General features: G+C 65.6%; 26 protein-coding genes. 20 read left to right on the forward strand and 6 right to left on the reverse strand.

Features of this window, described 5'->3' with window-relative positions:
* Positions 1-22 precede the first annotated feature (22 nt).
* The 10 genes from ssuD to CEJ42_RS06325 all read left to right on the forward strand — a co-directional run bounded on the left by ssuD (position 23) and on the right by CEJ42_RS06325 (position 8,880).
* On the forward strand, positions 23-1,198 hold the full coding sequence (gene ssuD, locus CEJ42_RS06280) for an FMNH2-dependent alkanesulfonate monooxygenase (RefSeq protein WP_088750385.1): 1,176 nt from the start codon (positions 23-25) through the stop codon (positions 1,196-1,198).
* A gap of 7 nt (positions 1,199-1,205) precedes the next feature.
* On the forward strand, positions 1,206-2,051 hold the full coding sequence (gene ssuC / locus CEJ42_RS06285) for an aliphatic sulfonate ABC transporter permease SsuC (RefSeq protein WP_088750386.1): 846 nt from the start codon (positions 1,206-1,208) through the stop codon (positions 2,049-2,051).
* A gap of 26 nt (positions 2,052-2,077) precedes the next feature.
* The gene (locus CEJ42_RS06290; RefSeq protein WP_088750387.1) at positions 2,078-2,920 is read left to right on the forward strand and encodes an ATP-binding cassette domain-containing protein; all 843 of its coding nucleotides are present in this window, start codon (positions 2,078-2,080) and stop codon (positions 2,918-2,920) included.
* 76 nt (positions 2,921-2,996) lie between these two features.
* Positions 2,997-3,212 carry a TOBE domain-containing protein gene (locus CEJ42_RS06295; RefSeq protein WP_006464491.1) on the forward strand — a complete coding sequence of 72 codons (216 nt, stop codon included), beginning with the start codon at positions 2,997-2,999 and terminating at the stop codon, positions 3,210-3,212.
* Positions 3,213-3,294: 82 nt separating this feature from the next.
* Positions 3,295-4,155: an EAL domain-containing protein gene (locus CEJ42_RS06300; RefSeq protein ID WP_079214291.1), complete on the forward strand. Its 861-nt coding sequence runs from the start codon at positions 3,295-3,297 to the stop codon at positions 4,153-4,155.
* A 98-nt stretch (positions 4,156-4,253) separates the two neighbouring features.
* A complete protein-coding gene (locus CEJ42_RS06305; protein ID WP_088750436.1) occupies positions 4,254-4,877 on the forward strand; it encodes an RBBP9/YdeN family alpha/beta hydrolase in 624 nt (207 codons plus the stop codon).
* Positions 4,878-5,042: 165 nt separating this feature from the next.
* Positions 5,043-5,942: a sulfate ABC transporter permease subunit CysT gene (gene cysT, locus CEJ42_RS06310; RefSeq protein ID WP_088750388.1), complete on the forward strand. Its 900-nt coding sequence runs from the start codon at positions 5,043-5,045 to the stop codon at positions 5,940-5,942.
* Position 5,943: 1 nt separating this feature from the next.
* Entirely contained in the window at positions 5,944-6,834 is an 891-nt protein-coding gene (cysW, locus tag CEJ42_RS06315; protein ID WP_088750389.1) for a sulfate ABC transporter permease subunit CysW, read from the forward strand.
* Between the two features lie 13 nt (positions 6,835-6,847).
* Entirely contained in the window at positions 6,848-7,945 is a 1,098-nt protein-coding gene (locus tag CEJ42_RS06320) for a sulfate/molybdate ABC transporter ATP-binding protein (protein ID WP_079214295.1), read from the forward strand.
* Positions 7,942-8,880 carry a CysB family HTH-type transcriptional regulator gene (locus CEJ42_RS06325; RefSeq protein ID WP_088750390.1) on the forward strand — a complete coding sequence of 313 codons (939 nt, stop codon included), beginning with the start codon at positions 7,942-7,944 and terminating at the stop codon, positions 8,878-8,880. Before CEJ42_RS06320 ends, CEJ42_RS06325 begins: the two co-directional genes overlap by 4 nt.
* A 6-nt stretch (positions 8,881-8,886) precedes the next feature.
* Here the strand turns inward: CEJ42_RS06325 and CEJ42_RS06330 are convergent, their stop codons facing one another.
* The 4 genes from CEJ42_RS06330 to CEJ42_RS06350 form a co-directional block, all read right to left on the reverse strand.
* A complete protein-coding gene (locus tag CEJ42_RS06330) occupies positions 8,887-9,357 on the reverse strand; it encodes a GNAT family N-acetyltransferase (protein ID WP_088750437.1) in 471 nt (156 codons plus the stop codon).
* A 133-nt stretch (positions 9,358-9,490) separates the two neighbouring features.
* Positions 9,491-9,688, reverse strand: coding sequence for a hypothetical protein (locus tag CEJ42_RS25150; RefSeq protein WP_158522487.1), 198 nt, complete (start codon positions 9,686-9,688; stop codon positions 9,491-9,493).
* Positions 9,689-9,843: 155 nt separating this feature from the next.
* Positions 9,844-10,689 (reverse strand): M15 family metallopeptidase, encoded by an 846-nt coding sequence (locus CEJ42_RS06340; RefSeq protein WP_243397797.1) that lies wholly within the window; start codon positions 10,687-10,689, stop codon positions 9,844-9,846.
* Positions 10,690-11,590: 901 nt separating this feature from the next.
* Complete coding sequence (locus tag CEJ42_RS06350) at positions 11,591-12,349, reverse strand: phosphodiester glycosidase family protein (protein WP_088750391.1); 759 nt, start codon at positions 12,347-12,349, stop codon at positions 11,591-11,593.
* Between the two features lie 499 nt (positions 12,350-12,848).
* On the opposite strand from CEJ42_RS06350, the gene CEJ42_RS06355 reads away from it, so the two are divergent.
* The 5 genes from CEJ42_RS06355 (at position 12,849) to CEJ42_RS06375 (ending at position 17,773) form a co-directional block, all read left to right on the forward strand.
* Positions 12,849-13,970, forward strand: a complete 1,122-nt coding sequence (locus CEJ42_RS06355) for a branched-chain amino acid ABC transporter substrate-binding protein (protein ID WP_088750392.1) — start codon at positions 12,849-12,851, stop codon at positions 13,968-13,970.
* A 101-nt stretch (positions 13,971-14,071) separates the two neighbouring features.
* Entirely contained in the window at positions 14,072-14,998 is a 927-nt protein-coding gene (gene livH / locus CEJ42_RS06360) for a high-affinity branched-chain amino acid ABC transporter permease LivH (RefSeq protein ID WP_079214302.1), read from the forward strand.
* A 47-nt stretch (positions 14,999-15,045) separates the two neighbouring features.
* A complete protein-coding gene (locus tag CEJ42_RS06365; RefSeq protein ID WP_088750393.1) occupies positions 15,046-16,272 on the forward strand; it encodes a high-affinity branched-chain amino acid ABC transporter permease LivM in 1,227 nt (408 codons plus the stop codon).
* 20 nt (positions 16,273-16,292) lie between these two features.
* Positions 16,293-17,069, forward strand: a complete 777-nt coding sequence (livG, locus tag CEJ42_RS06370) for a high-affinity branched-chain amino acid ABC transporter ATP-binding protein LivG (RefSeq protein WP_079219016.1) — start codon at positions 16,293-16,295, stop codon at positions 17,067-17,069.
* A complete protein-coding gene (locus CEJ42_RS06375; RefSeq protein WP_079214304.1) occupies positions 17,069-17,773 on the forward strand; it encodes an ABC transporter ATP-binding protein in 705 nt (234 codons plus the stop codon). Before livG ends, CEJ42_RS06375 begins: the two co-directional genes overlap by 1 nt.
* A 123-nt stretch (positions 17,774-17,896) precedes the next feature.
* Here the strand turns inward: CEJ42_RS06375 and CEJ42_RS06380 are convergent, their stop codons facing one another.
* Positions 17,897-18,337, reverse strand: a complete 441-nt coding sequence (locus CEJ42_RS06380; protein WP_088750394.1) for a hypothetical protein — start codon at positions 18,335-18,337, stop codon at positions 17,897-17,899.
* Between the two features lie 224 nt (positions 18,338-18,561).
* Here CEJ42_RS06380 and CEJ42_RS06385 point away from each other — a divergent pair, with 224 nt between their 5' ends.
* Complete coding sequence (locus CEJ42_RS06385) at positions 18,562-19,401, forward strand: ABC transporter substrate-binding protein (RefSeq protein ID WP_079214306.1); 840 nt, start codon at positions 18,562-18,564, stop codon at positions 19,399-19,401.
* A 77-nt stretch (positions 19,402-19,478) separates the two neighbouring features.
* On the opposite strand, the gene CEJ42_RS06390 is transcribed toward CEJ42_RS06385, so the two are convergent.
* Positions 19,479-20,270: an IclR family transcriptional regulator gene (locus tag CEJ42_RS06390; RefSeq protein WP_088750395.1), complete on the reverse strand. Its 792-nt coding sequence runs from the start codon at positions 20,268-20,270 to the stop codon at positions 19,479-19,481.
* Between the two features lie 258 nt (positions 20,271-20,528).
* On the opposite strand from CEJ42_RS06390, the gene CEJ42_RS06395 reads away from it, so the two are divergent.
* From CEJ42_RS06395 to CEJ42_RS06410, 4 genes are all read left to right on the forward strand, one after another.
* Positions 20,529-21,362, forward strand: coding sequence for an ABC transporter substrate-binding protein (locus CEJ42_RS06395; protein WP_207760393.1), 834 nt, complete (start codon positions 20,529-20,531; stop codon positions 21,360-21,362).
* Between the two features lie 119 nt (positions 21,363-21,481).
* Positions 21,482-22,180, forward strand: coding sequence for an amino acid ABC transporter permease (locus CEJ42_RS06400; protein ID WP_079214308.1), 699 nt, complete (start codon positions 21,482-21,484; stop codon positions 22,178-22,180).
* A gap of 1 nt (position 22,181) precedes the next feature.
* On the forward strand, positions 22,182-22,877 hold the full coding sequence (locus CEJ42_RS06405; protein ID WP_088750396.1) for an amino acid ABC transporter permease: 696 nt from the start codon (positions 22,182-22,184) through the stop codon (positions 22,875-22,877).
* Positions 22,877-23,605, forward strand: a complete 729-nt coding sequence (locus tag CEJ42_RS06410) for an amino acid ABC transporter ATP-binding protein (RefSeq protein WP_079214310.1) — start codon at positions 22,877-22,879, stop codon at positions 23,603-23,605. Before CEJ42_RS06405 ends, CEJ42_RS06410 begins: the two co-directional genes overlap by 1 nt.
* The last annotated feature ends 26 nt before the right edge of the window (positions 23,606-23,631 follow it).

Here is a 23,631-nt window from a genome sequence, read left to right on the forward strand (position 1 = left end):
ACACGCATAACAGGAGTCACGCATGAACGTTTTCTGGTTTATCCCCACCCACGGCGACAGCCGCTATCTCGGCACCTCCGAAGGTGCGCGCCCGGTCAGCCACGACTACATGAAGCAGGTCGCCGTGGCGGCCGATACGCTGGGCTATGACGGCGTGCTGCTGCCCACCGGCCGGTCCTGCGAGGACGCGTGGGTCGCCGCGGCCAGCCTGATCGACGCCACCCGCCGGCTCAAATTCCTGGTGGCGGTGCGCCCCGGCCTGACCGCGCCCACGCTGTCGGCGCGCATGGCGGCGACCTTCGACCGCCTCTCCAACGGCCGCCTGCTGATCAACGTCGTCACCGGCGGCGATCCGGTGGAGCAGGAGAGCGACGGCGTGTTCGGCACCCATGCCGAGCGCTACGAGATATCCGACGAATTCCTGAAGATCTGGCGCGAGGTGCTGGCCAAGACCCATACCGGCGGCGACACCGATTTCGACGGCAAGCACCTCAAGGTCAAGGGCGCCAAGGCGCTGTATCCGCCGGTGCAAAAGCCGTATCCGCCGCTGTACTTCGGCGGCTCTTCCGACGAGGCCATCGACCTCGCCGCCGAGCAGGTCGACGTCTACCTGACCTGGGGCGAGCCGCCTGCGGCGGTGGCCGAGAAGATCGCCCGCGTGCGCGAGCGCGCCGCCAGGGCCGGCCGCACGCTGCGTTTCGGCATCCGCCTGCACGTGATCGTGCGCGAGACCAACGAGGCCGCCTGGCGCGCCGCCGATGAACTGATCAGCCGTCTCGACGACGAGACCATTGCCAAGGCCCAGGCCAATTTCGCCCGCATGGATTCCGAAGGGCAGCGCCGCATGGCGGCGCTGCACGGCGGCCGTCGCGACAAGCTGGAAGTCAGCCCCAACCTGTGGGCCGGCGTCGGCCTGGTGCGCGGCGGCGCCGGTACCGCGCTGGTGGGCGACGGCCCGACGGTGGCCGCGCGCATCAAGGAATATGCCGAACTGGGCATCGACACCTTCATCCTGTCCGGCTATCCGCACCTGGAGGAGTCCTATCGCTTTGCCGAACACGTGTTCCCGCTGCTGCCGCGCGCGCAGCGCGAAGGCCTGAGCGGGCACAACCTGACCGGCCCGTTCGGCGAGATCGTCGGCAACACCGAGGTGCCCAAATCCGCGCCGGTGCGGGTGTCGACGGCATCGGCAAGCTGAGGCGACCATGACGACCGCAACGACCAATCCCCCGGTGGACGCCGCCGGCGTGCCGGCCACGGCAGCCAAGGCGAAGTCCGCCGCCCGCGTGAAGTCTCCAGGGCGCGGCGCCTGGATAGGCTGGCTCTTGCCGCTGGCGCTGCTGGCCTGGTGGGAGATCGCCGCGCAGGCCGGCTGGTTGTCCAGCCGCATCCTGCCCGAACCATGGGCTGTGCTCAAAGCCGTGTGGAACCTGTCGGCCTCGGGCGAGCTGTGGCGCCACCTGGCGGTGTCCAGCGGCCGCGCGGCTTCCGGTTTCGCCGTCGGCGCCGGGCTGGGCCTGATCCTCGGCCTGCTCTCGGGCAGCCTGCGCTCGGCCGAGCTGCTGCTCGACACCACGCTGCAGATGGTGCGCAACATTCCGGCGCTGGCGCTGATTCCGCTGGTGATCCTGTGGTTCGGCATCGACGAGACGGCCAAGCTGTTCCTGGTGTCGGTGGGCGTGTTCTTCCCGGTCTACCTCAACACCTTCCACGGCATCCGTTCGGTCGACAAGGGCCTGATCGAGATGGCCAGGAGCTACGGCCTGTCCGGCTGGGCCCTGTACCGCGACGTGATCCTGCCGGGCGCCTTGCCGTCCATCCTGGTCGGCCTGCGCTTCGCGCTGGGCCTGGTGTGGGTGCTGCTGATCGTGGCCGAGACCATCTCGGCGCAGGCCGGCATCGGCTACATGACCATGAACGCCCGCGAGTTCCTGCAGACCGACGTGGTGCTGGTAGGCATCCTGCTCTACGCGCTGCTGGGCAAGCTGGCCGACACCGCGGCGCGCGCGCTGGAACGCTTCTGGCTGCGCTGGCATCCCGGCTATCAATGAATCCGCACAGCACATCGGAGAACGCAATGCGCATCGACGCACAAGAGAACCGCCAACTGGGCCGCGCCGCCGGCCGCGGGGTCGGCATCCGCCTGCAGGCCTTGTCCAAGTCCTTCGCCGGACGCGAGGTCCTGCACGGCATCGACCTGGAAGTGGAGCCGGGCGAGTTCGTCGCCATCGTCGGCCGCAGCGGTTGCGGCAAGAGCACGCTGCTGCGCCTGGTGGCGCAGCTGGACGGCGCCACCGAAGGCAAGGTCATTTTCGAGCAGGGCGGGGCGGCCGCCGGCGAACCGGAGATCCGCATCATGTTCCAGGACTCGCGCCTGTTGCCGTGGAAGCGGGTGCTGGCCAACGTCGCGCTCGGCTTGCCGAAGCAGGCCGCGCCGCAAGCCCTGCAGGCGCTGCGCCATGTCGGGCTGGAGCAGCGTGCCGGCGAATGGCCGGCGGTGCTCTCGGGCGGCCAGCGCCAGCGCGTGGCATTGGCGCGCGCACTGGTGCACGACCCGCAGCTGCTGTTGCTGGACGAGCCGCTGGGCGCGCTCGACGCGCTGACCCGCATCGAGATGCAGGCGCTGATCGAGTCCTTGTGGCAGGAGCGCGGCTTCACCGCCTTGCTGGTCACGCACGACGTCCAGGAAGCCATCGCCCTGGCCGACCGCGTGCTGCTGATCGAAGACGGTCACGTCGCGCTGGACCAGCGCATCGCCTTGCCGCGACCGCGTTCGCGCGGCCAGGCGCAGTTCGCGGCGCTGGAAGAGGCGATCCTGGCGCGCGTGCTGCGCCATCCCGGCAGCGAGCAAGCGGCGGTCGAAGAAGATCCGCGCCTGTTCACGCCGCGCGGCGTGCAGCAGGTGCAGTGGGCCATTTGAGCAGTATCGGCAGTTTCGTATTTCAACCATCGCGGCGCGGCAGGGGCCGGCGTCGCATCATCAAGGAGCAGAGAGCATGACTATCCAGGCAATCAACGTACGTAACCAGTTCAAGGGCAAGGTCAAGGCCATCATCGAAGGCTCGGTGGTATCCGAAGTCGACGTCGAGACGCCGGCCGGCATCGTCACCTCGGTCATCACCACCCGTTCGGTGAAGGACCTGGGCCTGACCATCGGCAGCGAAGTGGTGGCGCTGGTGAAGGCGACCGAAGTGTCGATCGCCAAGCTGTAAGCGTGCAACGGGCGGCGGGCGACGCTGCCGCCGCATGCCGCTCCCGCACCGGAGCGGCGCTTTTTTTCATGGAGCAGGCCGGATGGCTTATCAGGCACTGGACGCTTATCTGGAGCGCCTCAACGGCAGCATCGGCAACGCCGGCGCGGCCCACTCATCCTCGAAGGTCTGGCTCGACGAGCAGGGCCGCGCCATCGGGCGCTTCTTCAATACTTCGCTGACGTCGGCCTTCCAGCCGGTGCGCAGTTTCGGCGACGGCAGCGTGATTGCCAACGAAGCCTTCGCCCGCAGCTATTCCGAGATCGACGACGGACTGCATCTCTGGAAGCTGCTGGACCAGGCGGCCAGCGACGACGAGTCGGTCGAGCTGGACCGGCTGTGCCGCATGCTGCATGCGATCAATTACTACCGCCAGGCCGGCGCGTTCGCGCCCGGACAGGCGCCCGAGCTGCACCTGTCGGTGCATGCGCGCCTGTTGGCCGCGGTCAACAACAACCACGGCGTGGCTTATCGCCGCATCCTCTCGGCGCTGGAGCTGCCGCACGAGCGCATCGTGCTGCAACTGCCGGTGGTCACGCCCAACCAGCGCTGGCTGTTGAACTACGTGCTGGACAACTACCGGCGCAACGGTTTCCGCCTGGGCGTGTCGGCCAACAGCCCGCTGGAGGCGCTGGGCCTGCTGGACAAGGTGCGTCCCGACCTGATCAAGGTCGACGCGCGCGAGCTGGCCGATCCGGACAGCGTGGCCTTGCTGCTCCTGCGCGCAGGCGAGCAGGGCGTGCGCGTCTTCTTCAAGCGCGTCGAGAGCCGCGAGGTGTTCGACAAGCTGGAGCAATACGGCAGCGCGCTGGCGCAACCCATCTACGCCCAGGGCTACCTGTGGGACACCCCGGCGGCGGCCCTGCCGGGCGCGGCCGCATCGGGTTCGCAGGCGGCAGCCTGACGCCGCTTCGCCTGTGCAGGTCGACAGCGGCTTATAGTGAAGGGAGGGACGATGCGCCTGCGTTGTCTCCCATGTCCGTCTTTGCGCGCGAGGAAGCCATGAATGCCACATCCGTCCGACCCGCCATCTCCAGCCTGTCAGGCGCACCTGCCCAGCAGGCGCGCCTGGCCGACTATCGCGTGCTGGTCGCGCCGGGTTTGCACGGCAGCGGTCCGGAGCATTGGCAGTCGCGCTGGCAGCGCCTCTATCCCGCCTTCGAGCGCGTCGAGCAAACCGACTGGAGCCGCGCCGAACTTCCGTGCTGGTCGGCCCGCCTGGGCGAGATGCTGGCCGGGTCTTCGCGCCCGACGGTGATCGTGGCGCACAGCTTCGGCTGCCTCACCACCGTGCATCGCGCGGCCGCACTGGCGGCCGACACCGGGTCGGCCTTTCCGATTGTAGCCGCCTTGCTGGTGGCGCCGGCCGATCCCGACAAGTTTGGGGTCGCGGCCGAGGTCGGCCATCGCCTGCCGTTCCCGGCGCTGGTGGTGGGCAGCGAGGACGACCCATGGATGAGCGCCCCGCGCGCGCGCCTGTGGGCCGACGCCTGGGGCGCGGACTTCATCAGCGCCGGGGCCTTGGGACATATCAATGCCGAATCCGGCCTGGGCGACTGGACGGCGGGGCAGGGCTTGCTGCTGGGCCTGCTGGAGCGGGCCGGCCAACCGTCGGCGTTGTCCTGAAGGCAATTTTCCGGGCGTAGATTCCGAACGGAAATACGGCTTACGTCCATCGTCGTTATGCGGTTTTCGTCTAAAGGAATGCGAAAAATTTCGTTCTCTTTATAACTATCGGGTGCGAATATCGGTCACCTATAGTCGCATTTGTAATAAAAAGAGAACGCTTCCATGTCCGTTTCATCTTCATCCGCCGTATCGATCGCGGCCCCGCAGGCCGCCAGCCCGGCCCCGGCGGCCGGCCGCGGCAAGCGGGTGCTGCCCGGGTTTCACCTGTCGCTGGGCTTCACCATCTTCTACCTGGCGCTGATCGTGTTGATCCCGCTGTCGGCGATCTTCCTGAAGACCTTCACCCTGACCTGGGAAGGCTTCGTCGAGGCCGTGACCTCGCCGCGCGTGATGGCCTCTTACCGGCTGACCTTCGGCGCGTCGCTGATCGCGGCCTTGCTCAATGTGTTCTTCGGCGGCATCGTGGCCTGGGTGCTGGTGCGCTACCGCTTCCCCGGCAAGCGCATCGTCGACGCCCTGGTCGACCTGCCGTTCGCGCTGCCCACGGCGGTCGCCGGCATCGCGCTGACCACGCTGTATTCGCAGAACGGCTGGATCGGCAGTCTCCTGGCCAAGATCGACATCAAGGTCGCCTTCACGCCGCTGGGCGTGCTGGTGGCGCTGACCTTCATCGGCCTGCCGTTCGTCGTGCGCACGGTGCAGCCGGTGCTGGAAGACGCCGAGCGCGAGCTGGAAGAGGCCGCGGCCAGCCTGGGCGCCAACCGCTGGCAAACCTTCTCCTATGTGATTTTTCCCACGGTGCTGCCGGCGCTGCTGACCGGTTTCGCGCTGTCGTTCGCGCGCGCCGCCGGCGAATACGGCTCGGTGGTCTTCATCGCCGGCAACATGCCGATGGTTTCCGAGATCACGCCGCTGTTCATCGTGACCAAGCTGGAGCAGTACGACTACGCCGGCGCTACCGCCATCGCGATGGTGATGCTGATCGTATCCTTCATCCTGCTGCTGGCGATCAATCTGCTGCAAGCCTGGACCCGCAAGCGCGGCCGGGCGGAAAGGGTCTGACATGAGCGGCGCACCGACAACTTCCCTCGCCGCCCGCGGCGAACCTGCGCTGACCCCGTCGGCCACGCTTGAACCCATCTGGGTGCGCGTGGCGCTGGTGGGCATCGCGCTGGCCTTCCTGACGCTGTTCCTGTTCGTGCCGCTGGTGGCGGTGTTCTACGAAGCGCTGAAGAAGGGCTGGGACGTGTATGTGGCGTCCATCGTCGAACCCGACGCCTGGTCCGCCATCAAGCTCACGCTTCTGACCGCGGCCATCGCCGTGCCGCTGAACCTGGTGTTCGGCGTGGCGGCGGCCTGGGCCATCGCCAAGTTCGAGTTCCGCGGCAAGAACCTGCTGCTGACCCTGATCGACCTGCCGTTCTCGGTCTCGCCGGTGATCTCCGGCCTGATCTACGTGCTGCTGTTCGGCATGCAGGGCTACTTCGGCCCCTGGCTGCGCGAGCACGACATCAAGATCCTGTTCGCCGTGCCGGGCATCGTGCTGGCCACCGTGTTCGTGACCTTCCCGTTCGTGGCGCGCGAGCTGATCCCGCTGATGCAGTCGCAAGGCAGCGAGGAAGAAGAGGCCGCGCTGGTGCTGGGCGCTTCCGGCTGGCGCACCTTCTGGCACGTGACCCTGCCCAACATCAAGTGGGGCCTGCTGTACGGCGTGATCCTGTGCAACGCCCGCGCCATGGGCGAGTTCGGCGCGGTGTCGGTGGTGTCCGGCCACATCCGCGGCGAGACCAACACCATCCCGCTGCAGGTCGAGATCCTCTACAACGAATTCAACATCACCGGCGCTTTCGCCGTGGCGTCCCTGCTGGCCTTCCTGGCCCTGGTCACGCTGGCGGTCAAGAGCATCATCGAGTGGCGCCTGCACAAGCAGCACGCCATCGCCGAGAACGAATAAAGGGAGCAGCACCATGAGCATCGAAGTCAAACAGATCAACAAGCGCTTCGGCAGCTTCACCGCGCTGGACAACGTCTCGCTGGAGTTCCCGGCCGGCGAGCTGACCGCGCTCCTGGGGCCCTCGGGCTGCGGCAAGACCACGCTGTTGCGCATCATCGCCGGACTGGAGTCGCCCGACTCCGGCCAGGTGCTGCTGGACGGCGAAGACGCGTCGGCGCGCCACGTGCGCGAGCGTCAGGTGGGGTTCGTGTTCCAGCATTACGCACTGTTCAAGCATATGACGGTGTTCGACAACATCGCCTTCGGCCTGCGCGTGAAGCCGCGCAGCCAGCGGCCGTCGGAAGCGGTGATCCGCGAGAAGGTCAAGAGCCTGCTGGAGCTGGTGCAGCTGGACTGGCTGGCCGACCGCTATCCGCCGCAACTCTCCGGCGGCCAGCGCCAGCGTATCGCCCTGGCGCGCGCGCTGGCGGTGGAGCCGCGCGTGCTGCTGCTGGACGAGCCGTTCGGCGCGCTCGACGCCAAGGTGCGCAAGGAACTGCGCCGCTGGTTGCGCCGCCTGCATGACGAGCTGCACGTCACCAGCATCTTCGTCACGCACGACCAGGAAGAGGCGCTGGAAGTGGCCGACCAGGTGGTGCTGATGAACAAAGGTCATGTCGAGCAGATCGGCGCGCCGCAGGAGGTCTACAACCATCCCGCTTCGCCTTTCGTCTACGGCTTCCTCGGCAACGTCAACCTGTTCCACGGTCGCCTGCATGAAGGCGTGCTCGACGCCGGCGGCGCGCAGTTCGCCGCGCCCGGCCACGACGACGCGCAGGACGCGGCCGGCATCGGTTTCGTGCGTCCGCACGACCTCGACGTGGAGCGCTATTCGCCGGGAGCGGAGGGCATCGTGGTGCAGCTGCGCCGCTCGCACGCCATCGGGCCGCTGGCCCAGCTGGAGCTGGAGCGCGACGACAACGAACAACTGATCGAGGCGGTGATCTCCAACGAGCGCTTCTCGCAACTGAACCTGAAGACCGGCGAAACCCTGGTGGTCAAGCCGCGCCGCCTGCAGGTGTTCGCCGACCAGGCGGGCCATGCCGGTCGCGAGGGAGGAGCCGCGCGATGAACTTCCAGCAACTGCGATCCATCCGCGAAGCCGCGCGCTGCGGCTTCAACCTGACCGAAGTGGCCAATGTGCTGTTCACCTCCCAGCCCGGCGTGTCGCGCCAGATCCGCGAGCTGGAGGAGGAGCTGGGCGTGGAGATATTCGAGCGCAACGGCAAGCGGCTGACCGGCCTGACCGAGCCCGGCAAGGGCATCCTCGGCATCGTCGAACGCCTGCTGCTGGAGGCCGAGAACCTGCGCCGCGCCAGCAAGGAATATTCCGGCGAGCAAAGCGGCACGCTGTCGATTGCCACCACCCACACCCAGGCGCGCTATGTGCTGCCGCGCGTGGTGCAGGCGTTCCGCGACGCCTTCCCGCAGGTGCGCATCGCCCTGCAGCAGAGCGCGCCGGAACACATCGCCGAATGGGTGATTTCGGGCAAGGCCGACATAGGCATCGCCACCGAAGGCCTGTCGCAGTTCAAGGAGCTGGTGTCCTTCCCCTGTTATACCTGGAGCCACGTGCTGGTGGTGCCGCAAGGCCATCCGCTGCTGGGCCTGGAGCAGGTCAGCCTGGAAGACCTCGCGACCTGGCCGCTGATCACCTATGACGTCGGCTTCACCGGCCGCGGCCACATCGACGAAGCCTTCCGCCTGGCCGGCATCGAACCCGACATCGTGCTCACCGCGATGGACTCCGACGTGATCCAGCAGTACGTGGCGCTGGGCATGGGCGTGGGGCTGGTGGCGTCGATGGCGGTGGAGCAGGGGCAGCACCAGGACCTGGTGGCGATCAGCGCGGCCCATCTCTTCAAGCCCAACATCGCCCGGCTGGCGGTGCGCCGCGGCGCCTACCTGCGCGGCTACGCCTACGACTTCATCCTGCAGTTCGCACCGGACCTCAAGCGCGCCGACATCGTCAACGCCCTGAACGAAGCCAACGCGCAGCCGCAGTAAAGCGGCTCAGAGCGGTTTGCGGTAGACGATGAAGCCCGAGTCCATCGCCACGCTGTCGTAAAGGCGGCGCGCGGTGGCGTTGGTATGGTGGGTATGCCAGTAGACCCGCTCGGCGCCGTCGGCGGCGGCGCGACGGTACAGTTCCTCGATCAGGGCGCGCCCCACGCCCTTGCCGCGCGCGGCTTGGACGGTGTACAGGTCCTGCAGGTAGCAGGCCGGACCGATCAGGATGGTGTTGCGGTGATAGAGGTAGTGCGCGATGCCCAGCAGCCGGCCTTCGCTCTCGGCCACCAGCGCATGCACAGGTTCATCGGCGTCGTGGATGCGCGACCAGGTGGCATTGGTGATCTCCAGCGGCAGGGCGGTGGCGCCGGCGCGCCCGTAGAAGGCGTTGTAATCGTCCCAAAGCACCTTCCATTGTGGGAAGTCTTCCCGCTTCGCCGTTCTGACGACGACCTCGTTGCCATGCGCGTTCATGCGTTCCTCCTGTGGAGCGCACAGTATATACAGGCTGCCGCCGGCGATAAAAAAGCCCGGAGCGTCATCGACGCTGCCGGGCTTGTTCATTGTCCGGCGCAAGCCGGACGGAATTCTCTGTCTTCTCTTGCGCTCAGGCCTTGGTGGTGGTCTGGGTGCTGGTGCCGGTCGCGGCGCTGGTGGTCGCGGCGGCGGGCGTGGTGGCCTGCGGCTGCGCAGCCATGCCGGCATTCATCAGGTCGCTGAAATTCACGTTCGATTTCTTCGCCGGCGGCGCGTTGTGCGCATGCGCGGCTGCGTTGTGGCTGGAAGAGACGTTGTTGATCGCCATGGTGTTCATCCTCAAGAAAGCGTGTGCCACCGGGCAGCTGGGGCCCAGACTTGTGTTGCCGGGCCAGTATAGGGGGGCGTTACACCCTCACCGTGCTTTTTAACCGAAACTTACAGGTCTTTACGCCGACTGGTGATCGATGACGCGCAGATGACCTACCTGCGCAGGCGCGCCGCGCAGCTGTCGCGCAGCGCCGTATCTTCGGGCGCATCGTCGTCGGCGGCGGGCGTCGCCGGTTCGGCCTTGTGGGCGCAGCTGCGGTAGCGCGCCACATAGCGCTCGAACTCGGCGCGCGCCTGCGGCTTGGGCAGCGTGGCCAGTTTGCGGATGAAGTCGCGACTGCCGATTTCGAAATGCTGGTAATCGATCGGTTGCTTCCAGTTGCCGCCCCAGATCAGGAAGCCGTGGTCGTAGAACACGCTGACTACATCCTCGGCCATGCCCGCCTTCACCGGCGCGCGCTGCAGATAGTCGGCCGTCGCCGCCGGCGGCAGCACTTCCTGGCGGGCGGTGCCGGCCTGGGTGACATACGGGTTTTGCAGGGGATTGATGTCGATCGCCGCGCCGTAGGCGTGCTTGGACCAGGAGCCGCCGCCGGTCATCGGCCGGCCGTTGAAGGCGGAGGTATTGTTGGCTGCCATCGACGCTGCGTCGTCGCCGTCGAAATGTTCCAGCGGCCTGGCGCCGGCGATCGGTACCGAGCGCAGCAGCAGTTCGCCGAACAGCGACTCCACCTGCGGCGCCACGGCGTCGAGCACCACCACCGAGCCGTTGCGGGTGACGCCGTCGAAATCGGTGTAGTCGAAGCTGACGCTGGCCAGGCGCGCGCAGGGCACGGGATTGGCGGGCGTGATCACATGGCGCTCCTTCATGTCGGCGCATTGGGCGGCCGAGACCGGGACGATGTCGGCATGGGCCGGCAGGCACCAGGCGAGAGCGGCCAGCATGGCCAGGAAGGGACCGGCGGCTTTGCCGGCGCAGCGGGCGGTGAAAGAGGTCATAGCCCGCGATGATACGGCTTTTCCCGTGCAAAAGAGTTGCCAGCGAAGCAATGTTGCCGCGAATCGCTGACATGAATATGCGTCGTTTTCTGACAGTCCCGGCCAAGCGAAACGGGAATAATCTGGCTACAGAAGTAGTCGAACTTCGGCAACCCCATGAACTTCGGCAAATCCCATCAACAACTTTTGGAGGCAAAACATGCAGATTCGCCACACCCTCTTGGCTGCCGCCGTATTCACCGCCGTCCTCGCAGGCTGCAACAAGCGCGACGAAGCCCCGGCCGCACCGGCCGCCACTCCGCCGGCAGCATCGCCTGCCGCTCCGGCTGCAACGCCGCCGACTCCGGCCCCGGCCGATTCGGGCTCCACGGCCGCGCCGGCTGCACCTTCGGCAGCGCCGCCGGCCGATTCGTCGACCCCGGCTACTCCGCCGGCATCCGGTGACACCGCCGGTGGCGAGAAGAAGCCTTAAGCGGTCATCAGCACCAGCAAGCGTTACCGCACAGCTTTTCAAAAGAACGGCGAAAGCCGCACAGCAACACCGCAGTGGGAACAGCACTGCATGCGCCGCGACGGGAAACCGCCGCGGCGTTTTTCATGGTTCGTCTGAACGAAGGGCAGAGAGATGTGACCGTATCGGCCAGATGCAGCGAGGCTGCAGCAAGGCGAAACGTCAGGCTGACGCGCCCGGAAAATCTTTCCGAACTTTTTTTTGGAGGCCCGACTCCTACAGGTGGTTGAACTGTTCCTTCAACCTCCCTTGTGATAGGGAACTTGCCCGCGGTTTATTGGCTGCGGGCTTTTTTTTTATGCGAACTACAGATCCACGCCCGTTTCCCTGAAGTCGCGCCAGATCGTCTCGGCGGCGGCGCGAGCGGCGCGGTTCTCATTTCCTGCTGCCTTATTTTCCGCCCGCGTTCTTCACCACCGCGATCATCGCTCCGAACGCCGGACCCATGTTGGCCTCCAGCGACGGATAGATGCGCGAGATGCTGCCGTCGAGATACAGGGCATCCGTGCATTTGAGTTCGTCGCGCAGGAAGCTGGCGAAGTCGTGGAAGCTGATCGGGTTGCGCGCGATGGCCAGCGTGACCATGCCGGCGCTATCCAGGCAGACGGCGTTGCGCACCACGGCGTTCATCGAATCCGGATCGAAGCGCGCATTGATCTTGCCGGCGACGATCATCAGCGGCCCGGACTGGGTGGCGTAGCGCGCGGTGGCGTCCCACAGCGTGCTTTGCGCGGCGTAGTCGGACGTCTCCACGATATAGGCCTGGCGCTCGCCCAGCACGAACACGCCGTTGGGCTGCATATAGAAGTTGCCGTAGGCGTTCTTGCGCGTGTTGAGCTTGCGCAGCACGCTGCCGCGTTCCACATAGAGCCCCAGCGGTTGCAACTGCTTGTCGTAGATGCCGGCGTTGGTGGCGCACAGCATCTCCTGGCCCTGGGCGCGCAGCATCGCATCCAGCCGCGCGAAGGTCGCCAGCGGCTGGCCGGCGGCGTCCTTCCAGTAAGTGCGGATGGTGTCGGTGCGCGGATCGGCGCGGCAGGCGCTGATCGATACCTGGCGGTATTGGTATTGCTTCAGTTCGGCCGCCTGTCCGGATTGCCATGGCTCGGCGGCGGCCAGCGCCAGGGCCGCGCACAGGACGCGGCGCATGCCATCGGGCGCGCGGAAAGCTGGGAAGAGGCGGCGGGGAAGGAAAGACGAAAAGGGCATCGAAAGGATTTCTTGTTCTGCGGGAGCGTGCCGGATGGGCGAGGGTAGCGTCCGTCGGCGGTCATTCATTGTAAATGGGGGCGGGGGCGGCTTGCCACCGAAAACCGCCTGATTGGCGCAAAGCGGCATGCAGCGGGCGTTTGCGGGCGATGTGGAAAAATCGTCGTTTGTGCACTGCGAAGCGGCATCAAATTTTCAAAACCAAAGAAAAACGGCACAAAATGTGTGGGAAATCGAATTTAACGGCGCGGAAATGACGGGGTATGCCGAATTCTCAAAAAAAAGTTGTCGTATATGACGGTGGTGTTACACTCTGCCCCCATGCGTCGGCCGGGCCCGAAATTAAACGGGGTCAGAGAACCGGCGCCCAATGTGCGCCGGGTCGTTTTCCCGCTTTCCCGGCGCTCCTTGAAACGAATACATCATGGAGGAAACGTCAATGAAATCCGCAAACCGTCTGACCAAGATCGCTCTGGCCACCGCCGCAGTTGCCGCCTTCGCGGGCGCCGCACACGCCGAAACCGTCAAGATCGCGATCGCCGGCCCGATGACCGGCGCCGTCGCCCAGTATGGCGACATGGTCAAGGCCGGTGCACTGACCGCCGTGGAACAGATCAACGCCGCCGGCGGCGCCAATGGCAACAAGTTCGAAGTGGTCCTGATGGACGACGCCTGCGAACCGAAGCAAGCCGTGGCCGTGGCCAACAAGATCGTCAGCCAGGGCATCAAGTACGTGATCGGTCACGTGTGCTCGGGTTCCACCATCCCGGCCTCGGACATCTATGAGAACGAAGGCGTGGTGATGATCACCCCGTCGGCCACCGCTCCCCAGCTGACCGAAGCCAAGCCGCACAAGTACATCTTCCGCACCATCGGCCGCGACGACCAGCAAGGTCCTGCCGCCGCCCGTTACGTGATCGAGAAGCTCAAGCCCAAGAAGGTCGCCGTGCTGCACGACAAGCAGTCCTACGGCCAGGGCGTGGCTTCCTCGGTGAAGTCGGCGCTGGACGCGGCCAAGGTGCCGGTCGTGCTGTTTGAAGGCATCAACGCCGGCGACAGCGACTACTCCGCCATCATCACCAAGCTGAAGTCGCAGGGCGTGGACTTCGTCTACTTCGGCGGCTACCACCCGGAAATGGGTCTGATCATGCGCCAGGCGCGCGAACAGGGCGTCAAGGCCGTGTTCATGGGCCCTGAAGGCGTGGGCAACAAGGACATCACCGCCATCGCCGGTCCGGCTTCGGAAGGCATGCTGGTGACCCTGCCGGCCGACTTCGCCGCCGATCCGGCCAACGCCGCGCTGGTGAAGGCCTTCCAGGCACAGAAGCGCGACCCGAACGGTCCGTTCCAGATGCCGGCCTACTCGGGCGTGAAGATCATCGCCGACGCCATCGCCGGTTCCAAGTCGACCGACCCGACCAAGGTGGCTGCCTATATCCATGCCAACAGCTTCAAGACGCCGATCGGCAACGTCGAGTACGACAAGAAGGGCGACCTGAAGTCGTTCAACTTCGTCGTCTACACCTGGCACAAGGACGCTACCAAGACCGAGGCCAAGTAAGTCGTGCCAGTCTCGCTGGCGTGATTGTCCTGACCTGACGTCAACCCGCGAAATGCCCCATTGCAGTATGAATGGGGCATTTCCACATTCAGTCCCTTCCTATGAATGAATTACTCCCACAACTGACCCAGCAGCTCGTCAACGGGCTCTCATTGGGCGCGATCTATGCGCTGATCGCCATCGGTTACACGATGGTCTACGGCATCATCGGCATGATCAACTTCGCCCACGGCGAGATCTACATGATCGCCTCCTACGTGGGCCTGGTCACGCTGACGGCCATCGGCGTGCAGTCCGGTTATCCGCTGCCGCTGCTGCTGGGCGGCGCGCTGGTCGTCTCGGTGCTGGTCACGGGCCTGTACGGCTGGACCGTCGAGCGGGTGGCCTACCGGCCGCTGCGCGGCGGGCCGCGCCTGGTGCCGCTGATCTCGGCCATCGGCATGTCCATCTTCCTGCAGAACTACGTGCAGATCGGCCAGGGCGCGCGCGACATGTCGGTGCCGGTGCTGATCTCGGGCGCCTTCGAGTTCACCATGGGCAGCGACTTCACCGTGACCGTGCCGTACTCGCGCATGGTGATCGTGGGCGTCACGCTGGTGCTGATGGTGGCGCTGACGCTGTTCATCGCCCGCTCGCGCATGGGCCGCGCCTGCCGCGCCTGCGCCGAGGACATGGGCATGGCCAACCTGCTGGGCATCGACACCAACCGCGTGATCTCCTTCACCTTCGTGCTGGGCGCGATGCTGGCGGCGGTGGGCGGTGTGTTGATCGCGCTGACCATCGGCAAGTTGAATCCCTACATCGGCTTCATCGCCGGCATCAAGGCCTTCACGGCGGCGGTGCTGGGCGGCATCGGCAGCATCCCCGGCGCGATGCTGGGCGGCGTGCTGCTGGGCCTGGCCGAGACCTTCGCCTCGGGCTACCTGCCGTCGGAGTACAAGGACGTGGTGTCGTTCGGCCTGCTGGTGCTGATCCTGCTGTTCCGTCCGACCGGCCTCCTGGGCAAGCCTGACGTCGAGAAGGTCTGACCTCGCGCGACGGGCCGACGGGACAACGATATATTCAAGGAGGCGTGATGCCTGTGACTTTCAAAAACGCCGTGGCGGCGGCATTGGTGACCGCCATACTGACCATCCCGCTGTTGGGCATGCAGCTGCAGCTCGAAGGCTACCGGGTGGTTCTCAATACGCACTGGACGCCGGTGCTGGTGGCGATGGCCGCCGTGTTCCTGTTCCAGCTGGCCAAGCCGGCGCTGTCGCGCACGGCGGTGGGCATCAAGCTGCCGGCCATGCCGCGCATGCAGCCGGGCCAGCAGCGCGTGGCCGTGCTGCTGTTGCTGGTGGTGGCGCTGGTGTGGCCGTTCTTCGGCTCGCGCGGCTACGTCGACGTGATGACGCTGGCGCTGATCTACGTGGTGCTGGGCCTGGGCCTGAACATCGTGGTCGGTTTCGCCGGCCTGCTTGACCTGGGCTATGTCGGCTTCTACGCGGTGGGCGCCTATACCTATGCGCTGCTGAACCAGTACTTCGGCCTGAGCTTCTGGGAATGCGTGCCGCTGGCGGCCGCCGCCTCGGCGCTGTTCGGCTTCCTGCTGGGCTTCCCGGTGCTGCGCTTGCGCGGCGACTATCTGGCCATCGTGACGCTGGGCTTCGGCGAAATCATCCGCCTGCTGCTGAACAACATGACCAGCTTGACCGGCGGCCCCGACGGCGTCTCCGGCATCCCCAAGCCGACCGTGTTCGGCGTGGTGATGGCGCGCAATCCGCTGACCGAGGGCGGCACCACCTTCCACCAGCTGCTGGGCCTGGAATATCAGGGCGGGCACATGGTGATCTTCCTGTACTTCCTGGCCCTGCTGATGGTGCTGTTTACCTACTTCGTCACCAGCCGCCTGCTGCGCATGCCCATGGGCCGCGCCTGGGAAGCGCTGCGCGAGGACGAGATCGCCTGCCGCTCGCTGGGCATCAACCCGACCAAGGTCAAGCTGTCCGCCTTCACGTTGGGCGCGGCCTTCGCCGGCCTGGCCGGTTCCTTCTTCGCCGCCCGCCAGGGCCTGGTGACGCCGGAGTCGTTCACCTTCATCGAGTCGGCGCTGATCCTGGCCATCGTGGTGCTGGGCGGCATGGGTTCGCAGCTGGGCGTGATCCTGGCCGCCATCCTGCTGACCGTGCTGCCCGAGGTGGCGCGCAGCTTCGCCGAGTACCGCATGCTGGTCTTCGGCCTGGTGATGGTGCTGATGATGATGTGGCGTCCGCAAGGACTGCTGCCGGCCACTCGTCCGCACGTGGAGTTACCGCAATGAATCAGGCCATGAATCAGGCAATGAGCCAACCCATGAAAACCCTGCTGGAAGTGTCCGGCCTGTCGATGCGTTTCGGCGGCCTGCTGGCGGTGGACGGCGTGTCGCTGTCGGTGCAGGAGGGCGAAGTGTTCGCCATCATCGGCCCCAACGGCGCCGGCAAGACCACGGTCTTCAACTGCATCAGCGGCTTCTACCAGCCCACCACCGGCGACATCAGCCTGGACGGCGCCTCCATCGCGCGCCGCCCCAGCCATGAAGTGGCCCAGTACGGGCTGGTGCGCACCTTCCAGAACATCCGCCTGTTCAAGTCGATGACGGTGGTGGAGAACCTGCTGGTGGCGCAACACCGCCAGGTCAACACCAACCTGCTGTCGGGCCTGCTGAAGACGCCGGCGTATCGCCGCTCCGAGAAGGAAGCGCTGCAGCGCGCCGCCTTCTGGCTGGACCAGCTGGGCCTGACCGCGCTGGCCAACCGCGAGGCGGGCACGCTGTCTTATGGCCTGCAGCGGCGCGTGGAGATCGCGCGCTGCATGATCACCAAGCCGCGCCTGCTGCTGCTGGACGAGCCGGCCGCCGGCCTGAACCCGCAGGAAAAGCAGGAACTGTCGCAGCTGATCGACCGCCTGCGCCGCGAGCACGGCGTGTCGGTGCTGCTGATCGAACACGACATGAGCCTGATCATGGGCATCTCCGACCGCATCCTGGTGATGGAGCACGGCAAGCCCATCGTCACCGGCACGCCGGAGCAGGTGCGCAGCGACGAGCGCGTGATCAAGGCTTACCTGGGAGAAGAATGATGCTGCAGTTTGACAAGGTGCATACCCACTACGGCGCCATCGAGGCGCTGCACGGCGTGTCCCTGAATGTGGAGAAGGGCGAGATCGTTACGCTGATCGGCGCCAACGGCGCCGGCAAGACCACGCTGCTGATGACCCTGTGCGGCCGCCCGCGCGCCACCAGCGGACGCATCGTGTTCGAAGGCCAGGACATCACCCAGCTGCCCACGCATGAAATCATGCGCAAGGGCCTGGCGATCTCGCCGGAAGGCCGCCGCGTCTTCCCCAGCCTGACGGTGCTGGAGAACCTGAAGATGGGCGCCTTCTTCGCCAAGGACAAGGAGATCGAAGAGGGCGTCGAGTACGTCTTCGGCCTGTTCCCGCGGCTGAAGGAGCGGGCCGCCCAGCGCGCCGGCACCATGTCCGGCGGCGAGCAGCAGATGCTGGCCATCGGCCGCGCGCTGATGAGCCGTCCGCGCCTGTTGCTGCTGGACGAGCCGACCCTGGGTCTGGCGCCGCTGGTGATCGCGCAGATCTTCGAGATCATCCGCACCATCCGCGAGAGCGGCGTGACGGTGTTCCTGGTAGAGCAGAACGCCAACAAGGCGCTGGGCGTGGCCGACCGCGGCTATGTGCTGGAGAACGGCCATGTGGTGCTGTCCGACACCGGCGCCAACCTGCTGGCCAACAGCGACGTGCGCAAGGCTTACCTCGGGCACGGCTGAGTTGCAGGGCAGGGAACAGGCAGGGAAATCCTGCCGGCAAGGAAAAAAGCGCATCTTCGATGCGCTTTTTTTTGGGCGTTGGCGACATGCGCGGGCGTATGGCGGCCAGGACTGTTTGGCCGCTTAGCTGCTTGGAGGGCTTTTGCCGGTGCCGTCGTAGAGTCCCGGCGCTGCGGCCGCGGGGGAGGGCGTGTAGCGGGTCTCGGCCAGGTCGTCGCGCGCCGGACGCGCCGCACCTGCGCCGGCGGCGGATGTCGCCGGGAGCGTGGGCGTGGTCGGGGTCGTGGGCGTCGTGGGAGTGACGGCCGGCTTTTGCCTGATGGCCGCGACCCATTGCAGAAGCGAAGAGAATTGCGACCTGGCCGGCTGGGTGCCCTGGACGCGGATGCGCTCGAAGGTGTCGATGCGCTGCAGATGCAGCTTGAACTCACTGCTGCCCTTGGGAATCTTGTCGGCCTGGAATACGGGTGTGCGCGCCTCTTGTTGGGCCGGGTTCTTGACGGCCTTGGGCCCCCTGCGTGGGGCCGAGCCGGAGGGCGCGCGCGTGGGCAGATTCATATACATGGCATTCTCCTCGTCCGGATGGGCCGTCGAGTATCCGCAATCGTGGAGTGCAATGAAGGAATTTGGGGAATGTATTGGGGGTATATCGAATCAATACGGGGTATGCAGTCGGTGCTGTCCAGAATGGGGGCGTCGTGGCAGGTATGGCCGAAGTTCGGGGCGTTGCCGAAAAAATGACATTCCGCTTTGTTTCAAGATATGCTCGCAATTAAACGAGTAAAAGGATGAAAATGATTTTGCGCCGCATCACGAGGATTTACGCGGGAGCTGCCTTCGCCAGCGCCTTGCTGCTCCTTTCTCCCGCCGCGCATGCCGATCGCCTGGCCGATATCAAGGCGCGCGGTGCATTGATCTGCGCCACCCTGGCCAGCAACGAACCGCTGGGATTCTCGGACCCGCAGACGCGCCAGATCGTCGGTTTCGACGTCGACATGTGCGCCGCCGTGGCGCGCGAGCTGGGCGTGAAGATGGAGCACCGCAGCGTGACGGTGGAGGCGCGCATTCCCGAACTCGTCGACGGCAAGGTCGACCTGGTGTCGGCGGCATTGGGATACACCCGGGAGCGCGCCCAGCAGATCGACTTCACCGCTTCGCACTACCAGAACCCGATCAAGCTGATCGTGCAGTCGGACTCGGGCTACAACCTGATGACCGACCTGGCCGACAAGCGCATCAGCGCCAACCGCAATTCCACGCCCGAGCAATCGGTGCGGCGGGTATTGCCCAAGGCCACCTTGCTGACCTTCCCGGATACGCCGGCGGCCTTCCTGGCGCTGGCCCAGGGCAAGGCGGACGGACTGGCGCTGTCGATGCCTTCTGGCATCCGCTTCGTCAACGAGTCGGCCGGCCGCTTCAAGTTCGTCGAAGGCGCACTGGCCTGGGAACCGACCGCGATGGGCGTGCAGAAGGGCGAGCGCGCCTTGCTGGCCGAAGTGAACCGGGCGCTGGCGTCGATGGAGAAGGCCGGCGAGATCGACGAGCTCTGGCAGAAGTGGTTCGGCCCCAAGACCAAGTTCAACATTCCGCGCGACAAGAAGCTCACGCCCATCGCCAGTTTCCGCTGAAACGGCGGCGGGCCGGAAATGAAAAAAGCGATCCCGGCGGATCGCTTTTTTGTTGGGCGCGCGAATCTCCGGCGGCCTTATTCCGGCGACGACGTCTCCTGCAGCGCGGTCTCGTCGAACACCTCGGCCGACGGATTGCGGTAGGCCTGGGATGTTGCGCCCAGCCGCAGCGACAGGTCCTGCGCCAGTCCCAGCAGCTTGCCGCGCAGCACCTCGCTGGCGGCCGGGTCGAAGCGCAGCGACAGCCCGAAGATCGTCATCGCTCCCACCAGCGCGTTGCCCGGCCCGAACACCGGCACCGACATCGAGGACGAGAGCGGATTGTTGATGCCCACCGAGATGCAGACATAGCGCCCGCCCGAACGCGCCGCATTGCCGGGAACCGAGAAGAAGCGCAGCACCTGCGCGCTGGAGGTCTGGTCGATGGCGAACAGCGAACCCGCCTTGACCGTGGCCTTGACCGACTCCGGTGACTCGGCGGCATACAGGCACAAGCGCTGGTCCTGCTGGCGGATATAGAAGGCGGTGCTCTCGCCGGTCTCGCGCACCAGCTGCTCCAGCGCGGGCAGGATGAAATCGGCGTAGTCGAACTTCGCCTCGAACGCCTTGCCCAGCTGGAAGGCGCGCGGACCGAGCTGGTACGAGCTGTCGGCGCGCTGCACCACATAGCCTTCCTTGATGAAGGACATCATGTAGCGATGGATCACGCTCTTGAACAGGCCGGTGCGTTCTTCGAGCTCGGTCAGGCCGAAGGGCTCGGGGGCGTCGATGAAGGCGCTCAGGATCGCCAGGCTGCGTTCGGCGCCGAGCACGGTGCGGTCCGGCGCGGCGTCTTTCTCCCTTTTTGACGTCTCTTTCTCTTTTTTCATAAATCGATTTCGAATTTCGGAATTCGGCGAGCGTATCACCTTTTCAGGGGTTGGCGCGGCGCACCAAAAAATAACCGTTCCCGTGCTTTTCTGCACCCCCGATGGGATTCTCCCGTGCGTTGCAACGGTTTTTGCACCGCCGCGATGCGTGTTGTAAGTGACTGAAAAATATAGGGAAATTGTGCTTGTTTAAAAATCATAATGCAATTATGATTTATTCACGCTATGTTCGTTGTCCAACCTGGGAAAGGATAGAAAATGACTTTGGGGCGCATCAAGAAGACCTGTCTGGCAATGTCGGCTGCGGCCGTTTCGCTGGTTTTTTCCACCGCCGCGCATGCTGACCGCCTGGCCGACATCAAGGCGCGCGGTTCGCTCATCTGCGCCACGCTGACCAGCAGCGAGCCGCTGGGCTATCCCGATCCCGCCACCCGTCAGGTGGTCGGCTTCGACGTCGACATGTGCGGCGCCGTGGCCAAGCAACTGGGCGTGAAGCTGGAGCACAAGGGCGTCTCGGTCGAGGCGCGCATTCCCGAGCTGACCCTGGGCCGCGTCGACCTGGTGGTGGCCGCGCTGGGCTACACCAAGGAGCGCGCGCAGCAGATCGACTTCACCTCGGCGCACTACCAGACCCCGATCAAGCTGATCGCCCACAGCGGCGGCGCTTTCAACAAGATCGACGACCTCGCCGAAAAGCGCATCAGCGCCAACAAGGGATCCACGCCCGAGCTGTACGCCCGCCGCATGTTCCCCAAGGCCACCATCCTGACCTTCCAGGACACGCCGGCGGCCTTCCTGGCGCTGGCGCAGAACAAGGTGCAGGGCCTGGCGCTGTCGCAGCCTTCCGGCATCCGCTTCGTCAATGAGTCCGAGGGCAAGTACAAATTCCTCGAAGGCGCGCTGGCCTGGGAGCCGACCGCGATGGGCGTGAAGAAGGGCGAGCCGGCGCTGCTGGCGGCCGTCAACGACGCGCTCGACAAGCTGGAAAAGTCCGGCGAGACCGATGCCCTGTGGACCAAGTGGTTCGGTCCCAGCACCAAGTTCAACATCCCGCGCGAGAAGAAGCTCACGCCGATCTCCGCCTTCCAGTAAGCACCACCGTATTGCGTGAATGACCACGCAGGCTCCCTCGCGGGGCCTGTGCGGGACCGGCTGCGCCGATTTCCGGCGCGGTCGCGTCCCACGGTCAGTACTAGCAAGAAAGCGACCACATGCTCAATCTCGATTTCGGCGCGGTGCTGCAAGGCCAGTACCTCGACTGGCTGATCGGCGGCGCATTCACCACGCTGTGGCTGTTCGCCGCGGCCTGGGTCTGCGCCTTCGTGCTGGCCGTCCTGCTGGTGGCCCTGCGGGCGCTGGCGCTGCCGCCGCTGGAGTGGCTCATCGCCGCCTACGTCAACTACCACCGCAACGTGCCCGGCCTGGTGCAGATCTTCGTGTGGTACTTCGGTATCCCCGAGCTGCTGCCGGCGTCCATCACCGGTTTCATCAACGACCACAACGGCGAATTCATCTTCGCGCTCATCGCGCTGTCGCTGAACTCGGCCGCCTACATGTCCGAGGACCTGCGCAGCGGCCTGCGCTCGGTGGCGGCCACCCAGATGGAGGCGGCGCGCGCGCTCGGCCTGAACTACGTGCAGGCCATGCGCGACGTGTTGCTGCCGCAGGCCATCCGCGTCTCGGTGCCGCCGCTGGTGAACCAGGCGCTGTCGCTGTTCAAGTCCACCAGCCTGGCCATGGCCATCGGCGTGGCGGAAATGACCTACGCCAGCCGCCAGATCGAGAACGAGACCTACCGCACCTTCGAGACCTTCGCGCTGGCGTCCGCGTTCTACCTCGTCATGTCGTGGACCATCATGGCCGTGGGCGGCTGGTACAACGGCAGGCACCTGAAAGTGAAGGGGCGCTGACATGCTCGACATCATCCAAACCTACGGCGTGCAGCTGCTGATCGGCGAGTTCCCGCACGGGCCGCTGGGCGGGCTCGCGCTGACCCTGATCCTGGCGGTCTCGGGCCTGGTGTGCGCCTTCCCGCTGGCGGTCATGTTCGGCATCGCCCGCACCAGCACCATCGGCTGGATCGCCTTGCCGGCCGGCGCCGTGGTGCATACGCTGCGCGGCCTGCCGGTGCTGATGCTGATCTTCTGGGCCTACTTCATCGTGCCGCTGCTGACCGGCAAGTCGATCTCCGGTACCACCACCGTGATCAGCGCGCTGGTGGCCTACGAGACCGCCTTCCTGGGCGAGGTGATCAAGGCCGGCATCCAGTCCATTCCGCAGGGGCAGGTCGAGGCTTCGCGCTCGCTGGGCATGGGCTACTTCCGCACGCTGCGCGAGGTGGTGCTGCCGCAGGCGCTGTTCAACATGATCCCGAGCATCCTCAACCAGCTGATCTCGCTGATCAAGAACACCTCGCTGGCCTACATCATCAGCGTCAACGAACTTACCTACGCGGCCTACCAGGTCAATGCGCAGTTGCTGACCAAGCCCTTCCAGGTCTACTTCCTGCTGGCCATGACCTACTTCGCCATCTGCTATGCGCTGAGCTCGCTGGTGGGGCTGGTCGAGCGCCGCATCAAGCACAAACGTCAATTCAGGAGCGTCTGATGATCCGTTTCAACAATGTGAACAAGTGGTATGGCGACTATCACGCCCTGCGCAACGTCAACGAAGAGATCAAGCGCGGCGAGGTCGTCATCGTGTGCGGACCCTCGGGCTCGGGCAAGTCGACGCTGATCCGCACCATCAACCGGCTCGAGCCGGTCAACGACGGCCAGATCTACGTCGACGGCCAGGACATCCACGGCAACGGGGTGGACATCAACAAGCTGCGCAGCCGCATCGGCTTCGTGTTCCAGTCCTTCAACCTGTTTCCGCACATGAGCGTGGCGCGTAACGTGATGCTGGCTACCATGCGCGTGCTCAAGCTGTCCGAGAAGGAGGCCCGCGCAACCGCCATGGGCCTCTTGGACAAGGTCGGCCTGGCCGGCAAGGCCGAGTCCTACCCGGGCCAGCTGTCGGGCGGCCAGCAGCAGCGCGTGGCGATCGCCCGCGCGCTGGCGATGAAGCCGCCGGTGATGCTGTTCGACGAGCCGACCTCGGCGCTGGATCCCGAGATGGTGGGCGAGGTGCTGCAGGTGATGAAGCAGCTGGCGGCCGAGGGCATGACCATGGTGTGCGTCACGCACGAGATGGGGTTCGCGCGCGAAGTAGCCGACCGCATCATCTTCATGGCCGACGGCGAGGTGCTCGAGCGCGCCAGTCCGCAAGATTTCTTTGAACATGCGCAGCATCCGCGGGCGCAGAAATTCGTGGCCGACATCCGCCACGCCTGACCAATCTGACCAATGACAGGGCGCGC

The sequence above is a fragment of the Herbaspirillum robiniae genome (assembly GCF_002213415.1).
In the GTDB taxonomy this organism is placed as follows: Bacteria; Pseudomonadota; Gammaproteobacteria; order Burkholderiales; family Burkholderiaceae_D; genus Herbaspirillum; species Herbaspirillum robiniae.

Coding starts and splice junctions, on each gene's coding strand:
- CEJ42_RS06365 (WP_088750393.1), top strand. CDS start 15,046: ATGCCTGTGACTTTCAAAAACGCCGTGGCGGCGGCATTGGTGACCGCC.
- CEJ42_RS06330 (WP_088750437.1), bottom strand. CDS start 9,357: ATGAACGCGCATGGCAACGAGGTCGTCGTCAGAACGGCGAAGCGGGAA.
- CEJ42_RS06395 (WP_207760393.1), top strand. CDS start 20,529: ATGACTTTGGGGCGCATCAAGAAGACCTGTCTGGCAATGTCGGCTGCG.
- CEJ42_RS06375 (WP_079214304.1), top strand. CDS start 17,069: ATGCTGCAGTTTGACAAGGTGCATACCCACTACGGCGCCATCGAGGCG.
- CEJ42_RS06380 (WP_088750394.1), bottom strand. CDS start 18,337: ATGTATATGAATCTGCCCACGCGCGCGCCCTCCGGCTCGGCCCCACGC.
- CEJ42_RS06290 (WP_088750387.1), top strand. CDS start 2,078: ATGCGCATCGACGCACAAGAGAACCGCCAACTGGGCCGCGCCGCCGGC.
- cysW (WP_088750389.1), top strand. CDS start 5,944: ATGAGCGGCGCACCGACAACTTCCCTCGCCGCCCGCGGCGAACCTGCG.
- CEJ42_RS06340 (WP_243397797.1), bottom strand. CDS start 10,689: ATGACCTCTTTCACCGCCCGCTGCGCCGGCAAAGCCGCCGGTCCCTTC.
- livH (WP_079214302.1), top strand. CDS start 14,072: ATGAATGAATTACTCCCACAACTGACCCAGCAGCTCGTCAACGGGCTC.
- CEJ42_RS06390 (WP_088750395.1), bottom strand. CDS start 20,270: ATGAAAAAAGAGAAAGAGACGTCAAAAAGGGAGAAAGACGCCGCGCCG.
- CEJ42_RS06320 (WP_079214295.1), top strand. CDS start 6,848: ATGAGCATCGAAGTCAAACAGATCAACAAGCGCTTCGGCAGCTTCACC.
- ssuC (WP_088750386.1), top strand. CDS start 1,206: ATGACGACCGCAACGACCAATCCCCCGGTGGACGCCGCCGGCGTGCCG.
- CEJ42_RS25150 (WP_158522487.1), bottom strand. CDS start 9,688: ATGGCGATCAACAACGTCTCTTCCAGCCACAACGCAGCCGCGCATGCG.
- cysT (WP_088750388.1), top strand. CDS start 5,043: ATGTCCGTTTCATCTTCATCCGCCGTATCGATCGCGGCCCCGCAGGCC.
- livG (WP_079219016.1), top strand. CDS start 16,293: ATGAGCCAACCCATGAAAACCCTGCTGGAAGTGTCCGGCCTGTCGATG.
- CEJ42_RS06355 (WP_088750392.1), top strand. CDS start 12,849: ATGAAATCCGCAAACCGTCTGACCAAGATCGCTCTGGCCACCGCCGCA.
- CEJ42_RS06410 (WP_079214310.1), top strand. CDS start 22,877: ATGATCCGTTTCAACAATGTGAACAAGTGGTATGGCGACTATCACGCC.
- CEJ42_RS06300 (WP_079214291.1), top strand. CDS start 3,295: ATGGCTTATCAGGCACTGGACGCTTATCTGGAGCGCCTCAACGGCAGC.
- CEJ42_RS06325 (WP_088750390.1), top strand. CDS start 7,942: ATGAACTTCCAGCAACTGCGATCCATCCGCGAAGCCGCGCGCTGCGGC.
- CEJ42_RS06295 (WP_006464491.1), top strand. CDS start 2,997: ATGACTATCCAGGCAATCAACGTACGTAACCAGTTCAAGGGCAAGGTC.
- CEJ42_RS06305 (WP_088750436.1), top strand. CDS start 4,254: ATGAATGCCACATCCGTCCGACCCGCCATCTCCAGCCTGTCAGGCGCA.
- CEJ42_RS06350 (WP_088750391.1), bottom strand. CDS start 12,349: ATGCGCCGCGTCCTGTGCGCGGCCCTGGCGCTGGCCGCCGCCGAGCCA.
- CEJ42_RS06385 (WP_079214306.1), top strand. CDS start 18,562: ATGAAAATGATTTTGCGCCGCATCACGAGGATTTACGCGGGAGCTGCC.
- ssuD (WP_088750385.1), top strand. CDS start 23: ATGAACGTTTTCTGGTTTATCCCCACCCACGGCGACAGCCGCTATCTC.
- CEJ42_RS06405 (WP_088750396.1), top strand. CDS start 22,182: ATGCTCGACATCATCCAAACCTACGGCGTGCAGCTGCTGATCGGCGAG.
- CEJ42_RS06400 (WP_079214308.1), top strand. CDS start 21,482: ATGCTCAATCTCGATTTCGGCGCGGTGCTGCAAGGCCAGTACCTCGAC.